Raw genomic sequence first — 16,410 nt, forward strand, 5'->3', positions numbered from 1 at the left:
CCAGTCCGGCATATCTACGAACGAAATAGCGCCGTCCCGAATATTTGGATCGTATATGCCTACGACAGCAATCCTTACTAACTCCGAGAGCTGATTGCATTCCCCTCAAGAGGCAGAGACAGGCCAATCAGCACGGCGTTCGGCCGTTCAAGTAGTTCGCACCAACATGGTCCGACATGGGGCCCAACCTGAGGCCCGACATGGGGAATGCCACATCGGCGGATTAGCCGTTGCTGCGTTCCATTTGCGCGGGCATCAATCTAACGAAGAATTTAATTGTCCTATAATTTTGAGGAGAGTAACGGAGGGGCAAGCGCCAGGTTGATAAGGTGCGGTTTTAAAAATGCGGTGGCCCGGGACACGCTGCTGCAAGGGGAGGGTTTTATGGACGCGCTAAAACTGAATTTCGAACATCGTCGTAACGTAGTAGTTGCAATGCGGGCGGGTGTGTCGTTCGCGGCGCTGCTCGCTGCCAGCGTCAGCGGGAATGCCTGGGCGCAAGCCGAGACGCAGGCGATTTCACCAAGCACTACGCAGGCAGCGGCGCCTGGGCAGGATGCCGGCGAGCCAGCGGCCAGCGACACCGGCGGCGATATCGTCGTTACCGGCCGTCGCGCCGCGCTCGAGGCGGCTGACGAGCGCAAGCGCCGTAGCGAGACCATTGTCGATTCCGTCGTTGCCGACGATGCGGGCAAGCTGCCCGACAACTCGATCACCGAAGTCCTGCAGCGCGTCTCGGGCGTCTCGATCGTCCGCTTTGCAGCACTTGGCGATCCCGATCATTACTCGGTCCAGGGTTCGGGCGTACAGGTGCGTGGCTTGACTGGCGTTGCATCGCGTCTGAACGGTCGCGAGATCTTCAGCGCGAACAACGGTCGCGCGATTCTCTGGAGTGACGTGACGCCCGAGCTGATGTCGGCGGTCGACGTCTACAAGGCGTCTACGGCGGATTTGATCGAGGGTGGTACCGGCGGCCAAATCGATCTGCGGACTAAGTTGCCGTTCGACTTCAACGGCAAGTTCCACGTCGCGGGCACGGGCGAACTCGCGCTTGGCGACATGGCGAACAAGGCCGATCCCTCAGGCTCCGTGCTGGTCACCGACTCTTTCGAGACGCCGATCGGTCGGATTGGGCTGCTCGGCGACGTTGCGTTCAGCCAGTTCAGCTCGCTCTCGCAGTTCATCCGCGTCAGCCCGTATTTCAAGACGAAGCTCAGCGACGGCAACGAGCGGTACGTCCCCAGCGGCTTTGCGTATGGCGACGAGGCGTTCCAGTACAAGCGCTACGGCATCTACGGTGCGGCGCAGTGGCAGCCGGCGGACTCGCTGACTTTTACCGGCAGCTTCTTCCAGTCGCGCTACAAGAGCCAGTCGAGTGACTACGGCACGCAGTTGGACTCGCAGACGCTGGCGGTCGATCCGGCGAGCAGCACGTTCGACAGCAATGGCCTGCTGACGAAGACGAGCGCGCTGTTCAATCGCGATACGGGCACGTTCCTGCCTACGGGTGGCGCGGTCAACAGCAGTGGCAACAAGGGTTTCGTGGAGAGCAATACGCGAACGCGCGATTACTCGCTGTCGTTCGTCTGGGCGCCGGAAGACAGCCATTTGTCCCTCAAGGGATCACTGCAGCGGGTTGATTCACGTCAGATCTACGACCGTATCGACATTTTCCGCGATATCGGGTTCGGCCAGAGCTTCGGTATGGACCTGACGGGTGACCTGCCACAGATCAGCGTCAATCCGGCGACCCAGGCATCGTTCGCCGATCCGGCGAATTATTTCTGGACGGCGTCGATGCCGCACAACGAACGCAACAAAGGCCGGCTCGACGCCGGGCAGCTCGATGCCGAATACAAGTTCGACAACAGCTTCTTCCGGTCGGTCAAGGTCGGCGGCCGCTATGCCAAGCGGACCGAGCGCGATCTGTCTAACGGCTATAACTGGGCCGCGCTCGGCCGCGGATGGAACGGCGATCCGCAGCTGACCTACGCCAATGCCGCACCAGGCGATGTCGCTAGCCACGCGTTCAAGGACTTCTTCCGCGGCAATACGGCACTGCCTGGCAACCTGTTGTTCGCATCGGAGGATCTGGCGTCGCGGTTCAACGTCAATCGCACCGGACTGGTGACAGCGCCGCCTGCGGGCTTCTGCACGGGCCGTGAGTTCGACTGCTCGGCCTCGGGCCCTCTCCCCAAGACCGGTTATGGCGGTCAGTTCAATCCGGACGGCACGCTGGCAATCCGCCAGCCGGGCTTCGTCCTGCCGGGTGACCAGGTCGACAACCGCACCGAGAATATGGCGGGCTACGCGCTGGTTCGCTTCGGACCCCAGGGGGACGCGCGCGGTATCTCCGGGAACGTGGGCGTGCGCGTCGTGCACATCGAGAACGAAGGCAGCGGTTTCATCCAGCAGAATGGCGGGACCGTCTTCATCCGCAACGGCGTTCAGCAGACCCTCGCCAACACGTTCCTTGCGCGCGGCGGCAAGGCCGAGTTCACGCGCGTCCTGCCGTCGATCAATCTCGAATTTGCGCCGACGGACAGGATCAAGGTGCGTGGCGGCTACAACATCACGATGGATCTGCCGACGTTCAACGCGCTGCGGGCCTCCGGTTCGATTGGCGTAGCGACGACATCCAGTCCGACACCGGGCGGAATCGGCACGTTCAACAACTTCACGGCCGATACCGGCAATCCGTTGCTTAAGCCGACGCTGTCGAACAACGTCGACCTGTCGCTCGAATATTACGGGCGTGCGGGTACGTCTTTCCACATCGCGCCGTTCTACAAGCGGCTGACCAACCTGCCGATCTATGCACTCACGAGCCGCCAGGTAACCGTCCAGTTCACCGATGGGACGACGGAGAACGTACCGGCGTCTGCTACAGACTATAGCAACGCGACGAAGGCGGCGACGGTCAAGGGCGTCGAGGTCGGTGGTCGCTTTTTCTTCGACATGCTCCCGGGCGCACTTGCCGGGATCGGGTTCGAGGGCAACTACACGTTCATCAAGAGCAGCAACCCGGGCGACGTCTACCGCGATATCACCGGTGCCAGCAGGAGCGATGCGCCACTGGTGGGGTTGTCGAAGCACAATCTGAACGCGACTCTGCTCTACGAGCGTAATCCGATCTCGCTGCGGATCGCTTACTCGTGGCGTTCGCAATATCTGCTGTCGACGAACAGCAACGGCACGAACGGCACGTATACCTATTACAGTGCCCCCGGCACCGTCGTTAACCAGGATGGCGGCCCCGATGCCACCACCCAGATCGCGCTGCCGATCTATGGTGGAAACTACGGGTCGATCGACGCTGGTGTCCGCTTCAAGGTGACCGACTATCTGTCGTTCGGCGTGCAGGGGACCAACCTGACCGCTTCCACACAGCGCACGCTGATGGGCGGTTACCCCGGTGGCAAGCTGGTCGGGCGTAGCTGGTTCCAGGCCGATCGTCGTATCAGCACTGGTATCAACCTGGCCTTCTGACGATGATGCGCCGCTCGTCGACACCAGTCGGCGAGCGGCGAAGCGAGGCTGTGATGACCAAGCGGATATTGATCGTGGGCGGCGGCACCGCCGGGTGGCTGACCGCGGGCTATCTCGCCAAGCGGCTCGGCGCGGACCTTCCGGGCGGCGTCGCGATCACGCTCGTCGAATCGCGCGGCATCGGGATTCTCGGTGTCGGCGAGGGGACGTTCCCGACGATCCGGCGAACGCTGGCGACGATCGGGATCGACGAGGCCGACCTGATCCGTCGCTGCGGCGCGACGTTCAAGCAGGGTGCCAAGTTCGTGCACTGGCGCCACACGCCGGGGCAGGGCGCGACCGATCATTATTCGCACCCGTTCCAGGTCGCCGACGCGAGCGACGGCCTCGACCTGCTGCCCTATTGGCTGCTGGGACACGGCGGCACGGAGAATTGGGACGAGGTCTCCAATCCGCAGAAGAAGGCGGCCGACCGGCATCGCGCGCCCAAATTGCCCACGAACCCCGATTATGTCGGGCCGCTCAACTACGCCTTCCACTTCGACGCGGTGGCATTGGCCGCGCTGTTGCGCGAGCAGGGCGTGAAGAACGGCGTCCGACACCTGACCGATACCGTGAGCGAGGTGTTGCTCGACGCCGACGGTGCGATCGGCGGCGTGCGCACCGAGCGGAACGGGATGCTCGACGCCGACCTCTATATCGACTGCACGGGCTTTCGCGCCGAGTTGATCGGCAAGGCGATGAAGATCCCGTTCCGCTCGTGCCGCGACGTGCTGTTCTGCAACCGCGCGATCGCCGCGCAACTGCCCTACACCCGCCCCGACGAACCGATCGCGTCCTATACGATTTCGACCGCGCATGAGGCGGGCTGGATCTGGGATATCGGCCTCGATCGCCGACGCGGTATCGGCCATGTCTATTCGTCCGATCACAGCGACGACGAGGCCGCGGAGCGCGTATTGCGCGGCTATCTGGGCGCGGCGGGCGAGACGGCCGACGTGCGACACTTCAAGTTCGAGGCCGGCTACCGCGAGGTCAACTGGTACAAGAACTGCGTCGCGGTCGGGCTGTCGAGCGGATTCTTCGAACCACTCGAGGCGACCGGCATAGCGTTTGCCGAGGTGTCCGCCGGGATGATCGCCAACCTGTTCCCGTGGGGCGGCGACTACGAGACGTCCGCGCGCCAGTTCAACGCGAACATGCTCCGCCGCTACGAACGCGCGCTCGATTTCATCAAGCTGCATTATTGCATCTCGGAACGGCGCGACACCGCGTTCTGGCGTGATAATGTAGCCGACGCATCGGTGCCGGACAGTCTGCTGGAGATGCTCGACCGCTGGCGTTTCCGGCCGCCCAACGAACTCGACATCGACGGCCAGATCGACATCTTCACCGAAGCTAGCTGGCAATACGTCTTGTACGGCATGGGCTGGAAAACCGACCTGAGCGCGAAGGCAGGCGCGCTGCGCTACGCCGACGAGGCACGCCAGGCGTTCGCGGAGGTGCGGCGGCAAGCCGCGTATGCGATAGCCAACCTCCCGTCGAACCGCGATCTCGTCGATTATGCCCAGACCCGCAGTTTCGGCGCGCGGGCCGCGGCGTGAGGGACGGACAACCGGGCAGAGTGACAAAGGTCGTCATCGTCGGTGGGGGCACTGCCGGATGGATGACCGCGGCGGCGCTGTCGCGGCTCGTCCCGAGCGGCGTGTCGGTGACGCTGGTCGAATCCGAGAAGATCGGAACCGTCGGCGTAGGCGAGGCGACGATCCCGTCGTTGCTCGATTTCAATCGCATGCTCGGGATCGACGAGGATGCGTTCGTCCGCGCGACCGGCGCGACGTTCAAGTTGGGGATCGAGTTCCGCGACTGGACGCGGCCGGGTGACTCCTATCTACACCCGTTCGGTACGCATGGGCGCGATGTCGACGGCGTATCCTTCCACCAGCTCTGGCTCCGTCAGGCAGCCTTGGGCAACCCCGATCCGGGGCCGATCGGCGACTATTGCCTGTCCGCAGTCGCGGCGCGGCGCGGTCGGTTCACCCGGCCGAGCGCCAATCCCCAGTCCGTCCTGTCGTCCTTGTTCTACGCGTTTCATTTCGACGCGGCGCTGTATGCGAGGTTCCTCCGCGACTTGAGCGAGCGGAGCGGCGTAGTCCGCATCGAGGGCCGCGTGGTCGCGGTCGACCAAGATGCCGAAACGGGTTTCATCGAGGCGGTACGGCTCGAGGACGATCGCCGCGTCGATGGAGAATTGTTCGTCGACTGCAGTGGTTTCCGGTCGCTGTTGCTCGGCGAAGCGCTGGATGTTCCGTTCACGAGCTGGAAGCACTGGCTGCCGTGCGACCGGGCCTGGGCGGTACAGAGCGCGCGAGAAGGGATACTTACCCCGTACACGCGGGCGACCGCGGACACCGCAGGGTGGCGCTGGCGCATTCCGCTCCAGCACCGGGTCGGCAACGGCTATGTCTATTCGAGCGCGCATATCGACGACGACGATGCCCGGCAGGCGCTGCTGGCCGGGCTCGAGGGGCAGGCGCTTGGCGAGCCCCGTCAATTGCACTTCGAGGCAGGGCGCCGCGACCGTCTCTGGGACCGGAACTGCGTCGCGATCGGACTGTCTGGCGGCTTCCTAGAGCCGCTCGAATCGACAAGCATCCACCTGATCCAGTCCGGGATCGCGCGGCTGATGAGCCTGTTCCCCGACCTGGGGTTCAGCTTGACCGAGATCGACGAATATAACCGCGTCATGCTGCGAGAATACGACCAGGTCCGTGATTTCATCATCCTGCATTATCACGCGAACAAGCGGTCTGGCTCGCAATTCTGGGACCAGTGCCGGACCATGTCGATCCCAGCGTCGTTGTCGGCTAAGCTGGCGCTGTGGTTGGGGAAGGCGCGGGTGTTCCGCGAGCAGGGGGAGTTGTTCACCCCCGACGGCTGGATCGCGGTGCTGCTCGGCCAAGGCGTGCGACCAACGTCGATCGATCCGCTCGCGGCCACGCTACCCCCCGGCGAGTCCGCACGGTTCATGGCGCATGTCCGCGACATGATCGACAAGACCGCGACGGCGATGCCGACGCATGAGGCTTTTATTGCAGAGCACTGCGCGTCAATGATGGGTCAGCCGGTATGAACTGGGTTCACTGTAAGGGATCAAAAGGCTGATGCCGGGGAAGCAGCTAAAGATCATCGCCATCACAGCGATGATGGCGTTGCTGGCGGTTCAGGGGCCAGCCTGGTCACAGGACGCGGTCCGGTATCGTTGGACCAATGTGAAGGTGGGGGCGGGCGGGTATGCCCCCAACATCGTCTTCAGCCCGGCCGAGCGTGGCCTGGCCTATTTGCGGACCGATATGGGTGGTGCGTATCGGTGGGATGACCAGAAGCGCCGCTGGCTGCCGCTTCAGGACGGCAACGCGACGCCAAGTTATATGGGAATCGAGAGCATCGCCCCCGATCCACGCAATCCCGAGATCGTCTACATGGCGGCTGGCATGAATGCCCGCGAGCCCGCGGCAATCTTGCGATCGGCGGATCGCGGACGGACTTGGCGCACCACGTCGGTACCGTTCGCAATGGGTGGTAACGAGGATGGCCGTGGGCTTGGGGAGCGGCTCGCGATCGATCCCAACCAGACCCGACGACTGTTCTTCGGCTCACGCCACGACGGACTGTGGCGAAGCGACGATGCGGGCGCAACCTGGGTCAAGGTCGCGGGCTTTCCGGTGCTTGGGCTAGGTCAACCGGTCGGGCGCAAGACGCATGGCGGCGTCGCCTTCGTTGCAATCGACGCCAGCAGCGGCAGCTCGGGTACCCCGTCCCGCCGGATATGGGCAGGGGTCGCCGATCCCGGCGCTTCGCACCTCTACCGCTCCGACGACGGTGGCGAGACGTGGGCGGTCGTCTCGGGCCCGGCGCTGCTCGCGGCCAAGGGCGTGATCGATCGACGCGGCGTGCTGTGGGTCGGCTACGCGAGCGGTCTGGGGCCAAGCGGCATCAAGACGGGTGCTGTATGGCGCTACGAACCCGATGGGCGTGGCCGCGACGTAACACCGGCCGACTGGCGCGAGACCGGAGCGGAGGGAGCATTCCTCGGCGTTGCGGTATCGCCAATGGTGCCGGGGACCGTCGCGGTGACGACCGTCGACCGCTATCAGCATGGGGATTCGCTTTGGATCAGCCGGGACGATGGCCGTACTTGGCGTGACGCGGGGCCGCGTAGCCACCGCGACGTATCGAAGACGCCGTTTCTCTTGCACGAGGGCAAGGGTGCCGATTTCGGGCACTGGATTTCCGGGCTGGCCATCGACCCCTTCGATCCGACGCACGTCGCGTACACGACCGGCGCGACGGTCTATGCAACCCAGGCCCTGCGCGCCACTGGCGGCGTGAATTGGGCCCCCTGGACCGACGGTATCGAACAGACGGCGATCATCACGCTTGCGTCGCCTACCGGCGGCGCGCCGTTGATCTCCGGGTTCGGAGACCTCGCCGGTTTCGTTCACGACGATCTCGATCGCTCGCCGCGCCCGACCTTCGTTAATCCGTACATGTCGAACACCAATTCGATCGACTATGCGGGGCTTGCCCCAAACGTCATCGTGCGCAGCGGCAGTTTGTACCTCGACCGGCCTCGAAGCGCGTCCATGGGGCGCTCCGAAGATGGCGGTCGCACGTGGGCCGAGATCGTTTTGCCGCCGATGGGAAACCCGGCCAAGCGTGAAGATTTGAACGGCGATTGGCCCATCAGTGTCTCGGCAAACGGCGCGACGATGGTCGTGGCCACCCCGGTTCCACACGTCTCGCGTGACGGCGGACGTCACTGGTCGGTCGTACGCGGCTTGCCCGGAAGGACCCGTGTCGTAGCCGACAAGCTGGATCCACTCCGATTTTACGCCGTGGATGTAGCGCGGGGGAAGGTACTGGTATCGCGCGATGCGGCGGTGAGTTTCGTCCCCGTGGCAGGTCGCGGCCTGCCGGCTGATCTTGCTCCAGCCGGGCGGCAGGGCCGCGAGGCGCAAAGTGCACTCTTGGCAGATCCCGATCGGATGGGAACCCTGTGGCTGCAGGCAGGCACACGGCTGTTCTACAGTGCCGATGGCGGCACGACCTTCGCTGAGGCTAGCCGAGAGCTTCAGGTCGAACTCTTCGGTCTCGGTCGAAACGGAGTGTTTGCAGTCGGTACCCGCGGCGGCGTCAGGGGGGTGTGGCGCTCAATGAACAGGGGGCAGGCTTGGGCGCGTATCGACGACGATGCGCATCGCTGGGGCGGGCGCTACCGCGTGGTCTCAGGCGATCCCCGGCGCGAAGGCCGTGTCTATCTCGGCACGGACGGACGCGGCCTGTTTTATGGCGATCCCGCGATGGCTCGGTGATTTGATGACGCCGCGTCTGATCTCTTTCGCACCGGCCAAGCCGGGCAGGTGGACTGCCGATGCGCGAACGGCGTGACGTCGTCGGCCTGGTCAACGAGGCGAACCAGTACACGTCGGTTCTGCCGGACCTCAATCTGCGCGGGCGCCTGGCCGACCGGCTCCAGCTGCGTTTCGCCGCGTCAAAGAACATCTCGCGCCCGGATTTCAACCAGCTCAATCCGAGCCTGACGATCACCGAGCCCGGCACCGCGCCGCGTAAGCATGGCCGCTATATGCGTGCTTCGGAGAGGGATACGATGAAGCAGGACCAGCCGACGACCCGGATAAGCCGCCGCCTGTTTCTTGCGAATGTGCGGCGCTGGGCGCGGCGGTAGGACCGGCGCCGGTCGCGCGCGCGGCGGTAACGCGGTCCGAAGAAGCATCCGCGGGGGCGCTGCCGATGACCGCGACGCGCGACGCCCCGCCGTTGCGAGCACCGGTCGAGGATCCCAGCCGGTTGTTGCTCGACGGGGGCTGGCGGTTTCATGTCGGCGACATACCGATGCCCGAGATCCTCGAGCATGGCTGGTCCTACAACAGCGCGAAGGCCGGACAGGCACAGGGTACTGCGGCCATATACTATAACGATTCGGACTGGCCCGAGGTCGTATTGCCGCACGATTGGGCGATGGCCATGGCCATGCCCGTCGCCGAGAGTGCCAACGTATCGTGGGGCTATCGCCGTCGCGGTTTCGGCTGGTACTGGCGTGCGTTGCGGCTCGATCCGCAAGATCGTGGGCGCTATCTCGAAATCCGGTTCGGCAGGATCGCGACGAACGTGACGATCTGATTGAACGGATCGGTCGTCGCGCACAACTGGAGCGGCTACAATTCGGTGTATGTCGATATCACCGACCTTGCACGCTATGGCGACGACCTGAACACGATCGTCGTGCGCGTCGATGCGCAAACGATGGAAGGCTGGTGGTACGAGGGCGCGGGCCTGTACCGTCATGTCTGGCTGGTGAAGCGCGATGCCACCTACATCGCCACCGATGGTAACTGCGTCTATCCGCGCCGCGGACCCGACGGCGCGTGGTCCGCCCCGGTGACCGGGACGCTCGGCAATATCGGCAAGGACTCGGCCGCGGTCACGATCGAAGCGACGCTGAACGATCCCGACGGGCGCGCGATCGCGACGCAAACCGCTGGCGGGACGGTGCCGTCGCTCAAGCCGGCCGACGTAGCGCTTACTATCCCAGTAGCGGCTCCCCGGCTTTGGTCGGTCGAGACGCCGACGCTCTATACCCTCCGGACTAGGCTGATCCGCGCGGGAAAGACGGTCGACGAGCAGACGCTCCGGATCGGCTTCCGGATACTGAGGTCCGGTGCCGATACGGGGTTTTACCTCAACGACCGCCCGCTCAAGATCAACAGGACGTGTAACCATCAGGATCATGCGGGAGTCGGCGTCGCGGTGTCCTATACGCTGTAGGACTAGCGGCTGCGGCGTTTCAATGATCTTGGCTGCAACGCAATTCGGTTCTCGCACAACGTGATACAGCAGCAACGCGCGTTGCTTCACTGGCCTTGTTTACAGCTGAAAAGGCCAGCCGGGCGCGCTGGCGAAACTGGGACGTCTGGGCGGACCAGAAGGGCCCGCTGATCATGGCGCACCTGACCCGCGCCGACCTTCCTTATTATCACGCACTTGCCGACCAGTTCACCATCTGCGATGGCTATCGTTGCTAACTGCAGGGACCGGCCCCAGCGGCGTCTATTACGATCACCTCGCCAGCCCGCATTTCTAGCTGCTGCACGCCGTGGTCGCGGACAGAGCTACAGTTTTTCCGGAATCGACGGCGACAACCCGACCAACAGTTACGGCTTCGATCCGGCTGATCCGGCGCAATGGGGCGTACAGGGCGCGGAGACACGCGAGGACGGCATCGACAGCGAATTCTACAATGCCAAGGGCGAGCTTGCCTGGCGCGTTGCGGAGGGATCGACGCTGAAGGCTGGGGCCAGCTACAAGAATTTCCAGAATGGCGGGCTACAGCGCCGCGCGCAGTTCAACTATGACGGCAAGCCTGGCCTGCCGGTGGTGCCGACCCGCGTGATCCCGTACAGCAGCCGAATACCCTACATCATTGCCGATATCGACGGGGCTTACAACGCGCTCGGCCTCAGCGGTATTGTCGATGCGAGCAATGCGATAGCCGGCGCCGATTACCAACTGCGAGAGAAGACCTTCGCCGCTTACGCGCAATATGATCTCAACACCCGGTTGGGGGAGGTGGGCGTGCGTGCCAATCTCGGGCTGCGTTATTATCGGACGTCGCTCAATTCGTCGGGCACGGCGCTGACCGGCACGACGTTGACGCCGGTGGATATCACCAACAGCTATGACGGCTTCCTGCCGGCCGCCAATCTGGCGTTCGACCTTGATCGTTCACTCGTGCTGCGGGTTAGCGCCAACCGCAACGTCAATCGCGCGGCGCTTAACGACATGCGCGCGGCAGCGACGATCAACACCGCGGCTTTTGGCGGCACGATCAGCGCGGGCAATCCCAACCTTGCACCGTTCATCGCGGATTCGGTGGAGGGATCGCTCGAATATTATGACGGCAAGCGCGGATCATTGGCGGTGGGGGTGTTCTACAAGAAGATGAAGTCGTTCATCACCACCGAGACGACGCCGGTACCGTACAACACCACCGGCTTTCCGCTATCACTGCTGCTCCCGGGACAGGATCCGGCGATCGTGTTCAATTATACGCGGCCGGTGAACGGGCCTGGCGCTGCGATCAAGGGGATCGAGATTGCCGGCAAGCGCGACTTCGATTTCCTTCCCGCGCCGTTCGATAGCCTCGGCGTCCTGGGCAATGTGACGCTGGCGGAGGGCAAGACCGACGTGCTGTTTTCCAGCACTCCGGTAAGCTTGCCGCTTACCAACCTTTCGAAAGTGTCGACCAACGCCACGATCTATTACGATACCGGTCGCTGGGGCGTGCGGGGTTCGGCGGCGATGCGCAGCAAGTATCGTTCGGGCAGCGGCGGCAACGGCAACATCGGCGAATATATCAAGGGCACGACCAATTTCGACGCCTCGGCCTACGTCAACGTGACGTCGCAGCTACAGCTGACGCTGGAGGCGATCAACATCGGCAACGAACCGATCGTCCAATATGCCGACAAGGATGCCAAGCGTATGATGACCAACACCGTCAGCGGGCGCACGGTCCTGTTCGGCGCGACGATGCGGTTCTAAAAAATGGCACCGGCCGTCTGGGCATCCGACGGCCGGCTGTTCGTAGTGTTGTCTTCCGAGACCGCTGGGCAACCGGTGGGAAAGTTGAGGGCGGCAGTGTTAGGCGCGACGGTCTGATCCTGATCGACAGTACGTATGCGCTTCGAACAGCTGGCAATGTCTCTCGCCTTGCCACGCAGTTCACGATGCATTCCATAGCCTGTCCAGTTGCCCGGCGACTTATCGTTCCGTCACGACCCAGGTTGGGGAGGCTTAGCTTATCGGTCCGCGTTCTGCGTCGCGACATGGTGCGGATCGTCGCGAGGTACATCGTTACCCATGCCGCCGCCACCAAGCCCGCCGCCGCCACCCATACCACCGCCGCCGCCGCTTCTGCCGGCATTGTCCTTGTTGCTACCGCCTCTGCCGCCGCCGGACGACGCCGGACGCGTGGGCCCCTGCATCGCGATGGTCAGGTCGGTCGGGATCGGTTCGAGGTCGAGCGCGTCGCGCACGAACGCGCGCAGCGACACGACCAGCTCGTGCGTGTGGACCGGGTGGCCCGCGACCAGCTCGCGAACCGCCCTGTCCGCCAGCCGAACATGCTCCTCGGTACCCAGCAGGATGATGTCCGACAGCGCGGCCTCGACCGCGTCGCGGATGCGGCGCGTGCGGTCCGACCGCGCCGCGCCCTCCGCACTGAGGTCCAACGCAGCCATGGGCTCCTCTGCGCCGCCGACCTGCTCCCGCCGCCGCAGGTCGCGCAGGTGGGCCGGATCGACGGTCAGGTCCCCCGTGAACGATCCGCCGAGCACCTTGTAGGCGGCGATGAGGGTTTTGAGGCGCTCATTGATCTGCCGGTTCATGCGCTCGCGGCGCTGTTGGAACGTCATTTGGGTGAGCAGACGGATGCCGACCCCCAACAGCGTAACCAGCGTCAGCCCTAGGATGGTGACGAGCAGGCTCTGCCAAGAACTGAAATCGAGACCGCGCAAGTGCATTCCCCTAGTTACGTCTATGCAACGCCCGTCGATCCTGCGGGTGCCGCAGAGCGTCACGACGGCGAAGATAGCTCGTGCAATCTCTTCCGTTAATGCAGCGAACCGCTGTTCGAAGTCGAGAATCCGCGTTGAATGTTACCTGCTCTGCGTCGGCAGTTATGCCTGCCTCTGTCGAACCCAGCTGTCGCGCTCGACGAAAATCTTCTGCATCTCGGCCATGTTTTCGGTTCCCCAGATGCATAACGGCTCGAGCGCCCGGGCGAGGCTCTCGCCAAGCGGCGTCAGCGTGTAATCGACGCGGGGCGGCACCTCCTTATAGTCGTTCCTGCGCAACACGCCGTCCGCTTCCAGCTCCTTCAAATGCTGAATCAGCATTTTATCGCTGACGTCGCGTACAGCGCGCTTGAGCTCACCGTAGCGCGTCGGTCCGCGTAACAGGAAGTACAGGATGAGCGGCTTCCATTTACCGGAAATCACCTTGAGGGTCGCGTCGAGGCCGCAAGTGAACGCGGGCGCGATGGGAGGGGAATTTGAGATGGCGGGTTGAAGCTCGTCGGACATTCTCTATACTTACTAAAAGGTGCATACTTGTCGATAGGTATGTCGTGAGCCAGCTACATGCAACCAAGAACTGGAGGCATGTATGAAACGATTAGAAGGCAAGACCGCGATCATCACCGGCGGTGGCACAGGCATTGGCCTGGCTTCGGCGAAGCGCTTCATCGAGGAAGGGGCGTTCGTCTACATCTTCGGCCGCAGGCAGGAGAAGTTAGACGCGGCAGTGGCAACGCTCGGCGCGAACGCGCGTGCGATGGTGGGATCGGTCACCGATGCCGGCGATCTCGACCGGCTGTTCGATACGGTGAAGAAGGAACGCGGTACGCTGGATATCCTGTTCGCCAATGCCGGAATGGGCGCGTTGGTGCCGCTTACCGAAATCACGCCGAAGCATTATGACGAGACTTTCGACATAAATGTGAAGGGCACGATCTTCACGGTGCAGAAGGGCTTGAAGCTGATGGGCGAGGGTGGTTCGGTCATCCTCACCGGCTCGACCACCGGCGTGATGGGAACGCCGGCGTTCAGCGTCTACAGCGCTTCGAAGGCTGCGGTTCGCAACCTCGCGCGCAGTTGGGCGCAGGATCTGCGCGGTACGGGTATTCGCGTCAACGTCCTGTCGCCGGGACCGACGCTGACCGAACTGGCGGCCGAAGTCGTCGGCCGCGACGCGATGATCGAGATGGGGTCTACCACCCCGATCGGGCATGTCGGCGACCCGTCCGAAGTCGCGGCCGCCGCCGCCTTCCTTGCATCGTCGGATAGCAGCTTCATGACGGGCAGCGAGCTGTTCACCGATGGGGGCTTGGCTCAAATTTGACGAATGTCGTCAGCGGGCGGAAAAGCCCGCTGGCTTCGATGCGTACCGGTCAATCTACAAACTCGAACTCGAGACGTACTGTAGTGCGTCAGGCCCAAGACGATCCTGGCGTGTGATGAACGAGCGGCTCGAGTTGTAAAGTGGGTTGCTGCACGAATGACTTCGCCGAGCATAGAACTGGTCGGTGAACGTCATATCATGCAGGCGCCCCTTGTGCTGCGGGCAGCGTCGCGATGTCAGACGATTCCGACCAGAGATTGATGCCACCGTCGTCGGCTGCCTTGTCGATCGCAGCGAGTTCGTCGGCGGCGAAGTCGAGCATCTGTATCGCGTCCAGGGAGTCGTCGAGCTGTTCGACTGTGCGTGCACCGATCAGTGCGGAGGTGACTCGCGGATCGCGCAAGACCCATGCGATCGCCATCTGGGCGAGCGTTTGCCCGCGCGCACCTGCGATCTCGTTCAAAATACGAATGGCGGCGAGGTTCCGATCCGTGAGCAAGGTCTGCGACAGCGACCCGTCACGGGTGGCGCGCGCATCCTGCGGGACGCCGTTTAGATACTTGTTCGTCAGCATGCCCTGCGCCAATGGCGAGAAGGCGATGCAGCCGACGCCTAGTTCCTCCAGCGTCGCCAGCAGGTCTCGTTCGATCCACCGGTTCAGGATCGAATAGCTGGGCTGGTGGATGAACAGCGGCACTTTTTCCTCGGTCAGGAACTTGGCCGCACGGCGGGTCAGCCCTGGCTCGTAGGAAGAGATGCCGACGTAGAGTGCCTTGCCCTGTCGATGGAGTTGCACCAGCGCGCCCATCGTCTCCTCAAGCGGGGTCGCGGGATCCACGCGGTGCGAATAGAAGATGTCGACATAGTCGAGGCCCATCCGCTTGAGGCTCTGGTCGCAACTCGCGATCAGGTATTTCTTGGATGAGCCGACATCGCCGTACGGCCCGGGCCACATGTCCCAGCCCGCCTTGGTCGAGATGACGAGTTCGTCGCGGTGGGCCGCGAAATCGGCTGCAAGGACGCGTCCAAAATTCTCTTCGGCCGAACCATATGGCGGGCCGTAATTGTTGGCGAGATCGAAGTGAGTCACGCCACGATCGAACGCCCGGCGCAGGATGGCCCGCCCCGTTTCGAACACATCGGCTCCGCCGAAGTTCTGCCACAGACCCAGGCTGATGGCCGGCAGCCTCAGCCCGCTACGGCCGGTGCGTCGATAGGGCATGCCGCTTTCATACCGGAGCGGCGAGGCGGCGTAGGGGTGTGAAAACGACATTGCTGCCTCCTTGTGAACCTCTGTAACGCGTAACACGCGAACCGTTTCAGCCCGAGGGTATATTCCTTTTGCCGAATTGCATTGATTGAACTGGGCAGATTGCGCGACGCGGCGATCAAGGTCAGGGGACTGCCGTTAATATCGTGTTTGGACACGTGCGGCAGGCCGCGGCTCTCGCGAGACCTCGCACCTTTAGCGTTCGTAGACCAAGGTTGCGCGATCACCTGCTCGAACGAAAGACGATGCAGGTTGCAAGCACGGAGGCGACCGCACCGGGTCTTTGAGAAAGTCGAATGATCTGGCATCCGATCGGCCAGATCGAACCATCGCTAATCGGTGTCGAGGTGCACCTCCTCGCTTGCCCGCGCGGCAAGCAGGCCTCAGGCGGCTGCTGCCGTCAGCCGCAGGTCGCGCGCCTCGGCAGAGGTTATGGGGCGATCACGACCTGCACACTTGATGACCAACCCCTCCACCTCAGCAGGATCAAGCGCGGTGAATGCCTGCACCATCTGGGCGAGCGACCCGGATGCGATCGGTTCGTTGTCCTGCGAGGCGTCGTCGTTCTCGTCCGCTTCCCGCATCAGCTTGGCGGGCATGTTCAACATGGTTTTTAACACGCTTACTATCTCCGAGCCCCCGGTAGATCGCAGACGTGGAACGCGGCG

General features: G+C 63.3%; 14 protein-coding genes and 1 pseudogene. 10 read left to right on the plus strand and 5 right to left on the minus strand.

All coding sequences use genetic code 11. The annotated features are described in order from the left end of the window. Positions 1-384 precede the first annotated feature (384 nt). The 9 genes from QFZ54_RS04240 to QFZ54_RS04280 all read left to right on the plus strand — a co-directional run bounded on the left by QFZ54_RS04240 (position 385) and on the right by QFZ54_RS04280 (position 12,114). Positions 385-3,489 carry a TonB-dependent receptor gene (locus QFZ54_RS04240; protein WP_307084711.1) on the plus strand — a complete coding sequence of 1,035 codons (3,105 nt, stop codon included), beginning with the start codon at positions 385-387 and terminating at the stop codon, positions 3,487-3,489. Between the two features lie 53 nt (positions 3,490-3,542). Then, positions 3,543-5,093, plus strand: a complete 1,551-nt coding sequence (locus tag QFZ54_RS04245) for a tryptophan halogenase family protein (RefSeq protein ID WP_307084713.1) — start codon at positions 3,543-3,545, stop codon at positions 5,091-5,093. 20 nt (positions 5,094-5,113) lie between these two features. Beyond that, positions 5,114-6,622 (plus strand): tryptophan halogenase family protein, encoded by a 1,509-nt coding sequence (locus QFZ54_RS04250; RefSeq protein ID WP_307084715.1) that lies wholly within the window; start codon positions 5,114-5,116, stop codon positions 6,620-6,622. 31 nt (positions 6,623-6,653) lie between these two features. Next, positions 6,654-8,864: a hypothetical protein gene (locus QFZ54_RS04255; protein WP_307084717.1), complete on the plus strand. Its 2,211-nt coding sequence runs from the start codon at positions 6,654-6,656 to the stop codon at positions 8,862-8,864. Between the two features lie 59 nt (positions 8,865-8,923). Further along, the gene (locus QFZ54_RS04260) at positions 8,924-9,238 is read left to right on the plus strand and encodes an outer membrane beta-barrel protein (RefSeq protein WP_307084718.1); all 315 of its coding nucleotides are present in this window, start codon (positions 8,924-8,926) and stop codon (positions 9,236-9,238) included. Between the two features lie 65 nt (positions 9,239-9,303). After that, on the plus strand, positions 9,304-9,693 hold the full coding sequence (locus tag QFZ54_RS04265; RefSeq protein ID WP_307084720.1) for a hypothetical protein: 390 nt from the start codon (positions 9,304-9,306) through the stop codon (positions 9,691-9,693). Continuing rightward, positions 9,694-10,338 (plus strand): hypothetical protein, encoded by a 645-nt coding sequence (locus QFZ54_RS04270; protein WP_307084722.1) that lies wholly within the window; start codon positions 9,694-9,696, stop codon positions 10,336-10,338. It abuts the gene before it with no gap. Between the two features lie 95 nt (positions 10,339-10,433). After that, positions 10,434-10,595, plus strand: a complete 162-nt coding sequence (locus QFZ54_RS04275) for an alkaline phosphatase family protein (RefSeq protein WP_307084724.1) — start codon at positions 10,434-10,436, stop codon at positions 10,593-10,595. Continuing rightward, positions 10,579-12,114 carry a TonB-dependent receptor domain-containing protein gene (locus tag QFZ54_RS04280; RefSeq protein ID WP_307084727.1) on the plus strand — a complete coding sequence of 512 codons (1,536 nt, stop codon included), beginning with the start codon at positions 10,579-10,581 and terminating at the stop codon, positions 12,112-12,114. Before QFZ54_RS04275 ends, QFZ54_RS04280 begins: the two co-directional genes overlap by 17 nt. Positions 12,115-12,371: 257 nt before the next feature. Here QFZ54_RS04280 and QFZ54_RS04285 read toward each other — a convergent pair whose 3' ends face one another. Together QFZ54_RS04285 and QFZ54_RS04290 are read right to left on the minus strand one after the other, a co-directional pair. After that, positions 12,372-13,094, minus strand: a complete 723-nt coding sequence (locus tag QFZ54_RS04285) for a hypothetical protein (RefSeq protein ID WP_307084729.1) — start codon at positions 13,092-13,094, stop codon at positions 12,372-12,374. A gap of 156 nt (positions 13,095-13,250) precedes the next feature. Continuing rightward, positions 13,251-13,655 carry a winged helix-turn-helix transcriptional regulator gene (locus QFZ54_RS04290; RefSeq protein ID WP_307084731.1) on the minus strand — a complete coding sequence of 135 codons (405 nt, stop codon included), beginning with the start codon at positions 13,653-13,655 and terminating at the stop codon, positions 13,251-13,253. An 82-nt stretch (positions 13,656-13,737) separates the two neighbouring features. Here QFZ54_RS04290 and QFZ54_RS04295 point away from each other — a divergent pair, with 82 nt between their 5' ends. After that, positions 13,738-14,472, plus strand: a complete 735-nt coding sequence (locus tag QFZ54_RS04295) for an SDR family NAD(P)-dependent oxidoreductase (RefSeq protein ID WP_307084733.1) — start codon at positions 13,738-13,740, stop codon at positions 14,470-14,472. Positions 14,473-14,668: 196 nt separating this feature from the next. Here the strand turns inward: QFZ54_RS04295 and mgrA are convergent, their stop codons facing one another. The 3 genes and pseudogenes from mgrA to QFZ54_RS04305 all read right to left on the minus strand — a co-directional run bounded on the left by mgrA (position 14,669) and on the right by QFZ54_RS04305 (position 16,341). Beyond that, entirely contained in the window at positions 14,669-15,745 is a 1,077-nt protein-coding gene (mgrA, locus tag QFZ54_RS04300) for an L-glyceraldehyde 3-phosphate reductase (protein ID WP_307084734.1), read from the minus strand. 212 nt (positions 15,746-15,957) lie between these two features. After that, positions 15,958-16,110 (minus strand): annotated as a pseudogene (locus tag QFZ54_RS20345) (IS1182 family transposase); the annotation flags it as partial. 15 nt (positions 16,111-16,125) lie between these two features. Continuing rightward, entirely contained in the window at positions 16,126-16,341 is a 216-nt protein-coding gene (locus tag QFZ54_RS04305; protein WP_307084737.1) for a hypothetical protein, read from the minus strand. Positions 16,342-16,410: the final 69 nt, after the last annotated feature.

It is taken from the genome of Sphingomonas faeni (assembly GCF_030817315.1).
GTDB lineage: Bacteria > Pseudomonadota > Alphaproteobacteria > Sphingomonadales > Sphingomonadaceae > Sphingomonas > Sphingomonas faeni_C.

Coding starts and splice junctions, on each gene's coding strand:
- QFZ54_RS04240 (WP_307084711.1), top strand. CDS start 385: ATGGACGCGCTAAAACTGAATTTCGAACATCGTCGTAACGTAGTAGTT.
- QFZ54_RS04245 (WP_307084713.1), top strand. CDS start 3,543: ATGACCAAGCGGATATTGATCGTGGGCGGCGGCACCGCCGGGTGGCTG.
- QFZ54_RS04255 (WP_307084717.1), top strand. CDS start 6,654: ATGCCGGGGAAGCAGCTAAAGATCATCGCCATCACAGCGATGATGGCG.
- QFZ54_RS04260 (WP_307084718.1), top strand. CDS start 8,924: ATGCGCGAACGGCGTGACGTCGTCGGCCTGGTCAACGAGGCGAACCAG.
- QFZ54_RS04265 (WP_307084720.1), top strand. CDS start 9,304: ATGACCGCGACGCGCGACGCCCCGCCGTTGCGAGCACCGGTCGAGGAT.
- QFZ54_RS04280 (WP_307084727.1), top strand. CDS start 10,579: ATGGCTATCGTTGCTAACTGCAGGGACCGGCCCCAGCGGCGTCTATTA.
- QFZ54_RS04285 (WP_307084729.1), bottom strand. CDS start 13,094: ATGCACTTGCGCGGTCTCGATTTCAGTTCTTGGCAGAGCCTGCTCGTC.
- QFZ54_RS04290 (WP_307084731.1), bottom strand. CDS start 13,655: ATGTCCGACGAGCTTCAACCCGCCATCTCAAATTCCCCTCCCATCGCG.
- QFZ54_RS04295 (WP_307084733.1), top strand. CDS start 13,738: ATGAAACGATTAGAAGGCAAGACCGCGATCATCACCGGCGGTGGCACA.
- mgrA (WP_307084734.1), bottom strand. CDS start 15,745: ATGTCGTTTTCACACCCCTACGCCGCCTCGCCGCTCCGGTATGAAAGC.
- QFZ54_RS04305 (WP_307084737.1), bottom strand. CDS start 16,341: ATGCCCGCCAAGCTGATGCGGGAAGCGGACGAGAACGACGACGCCTCG.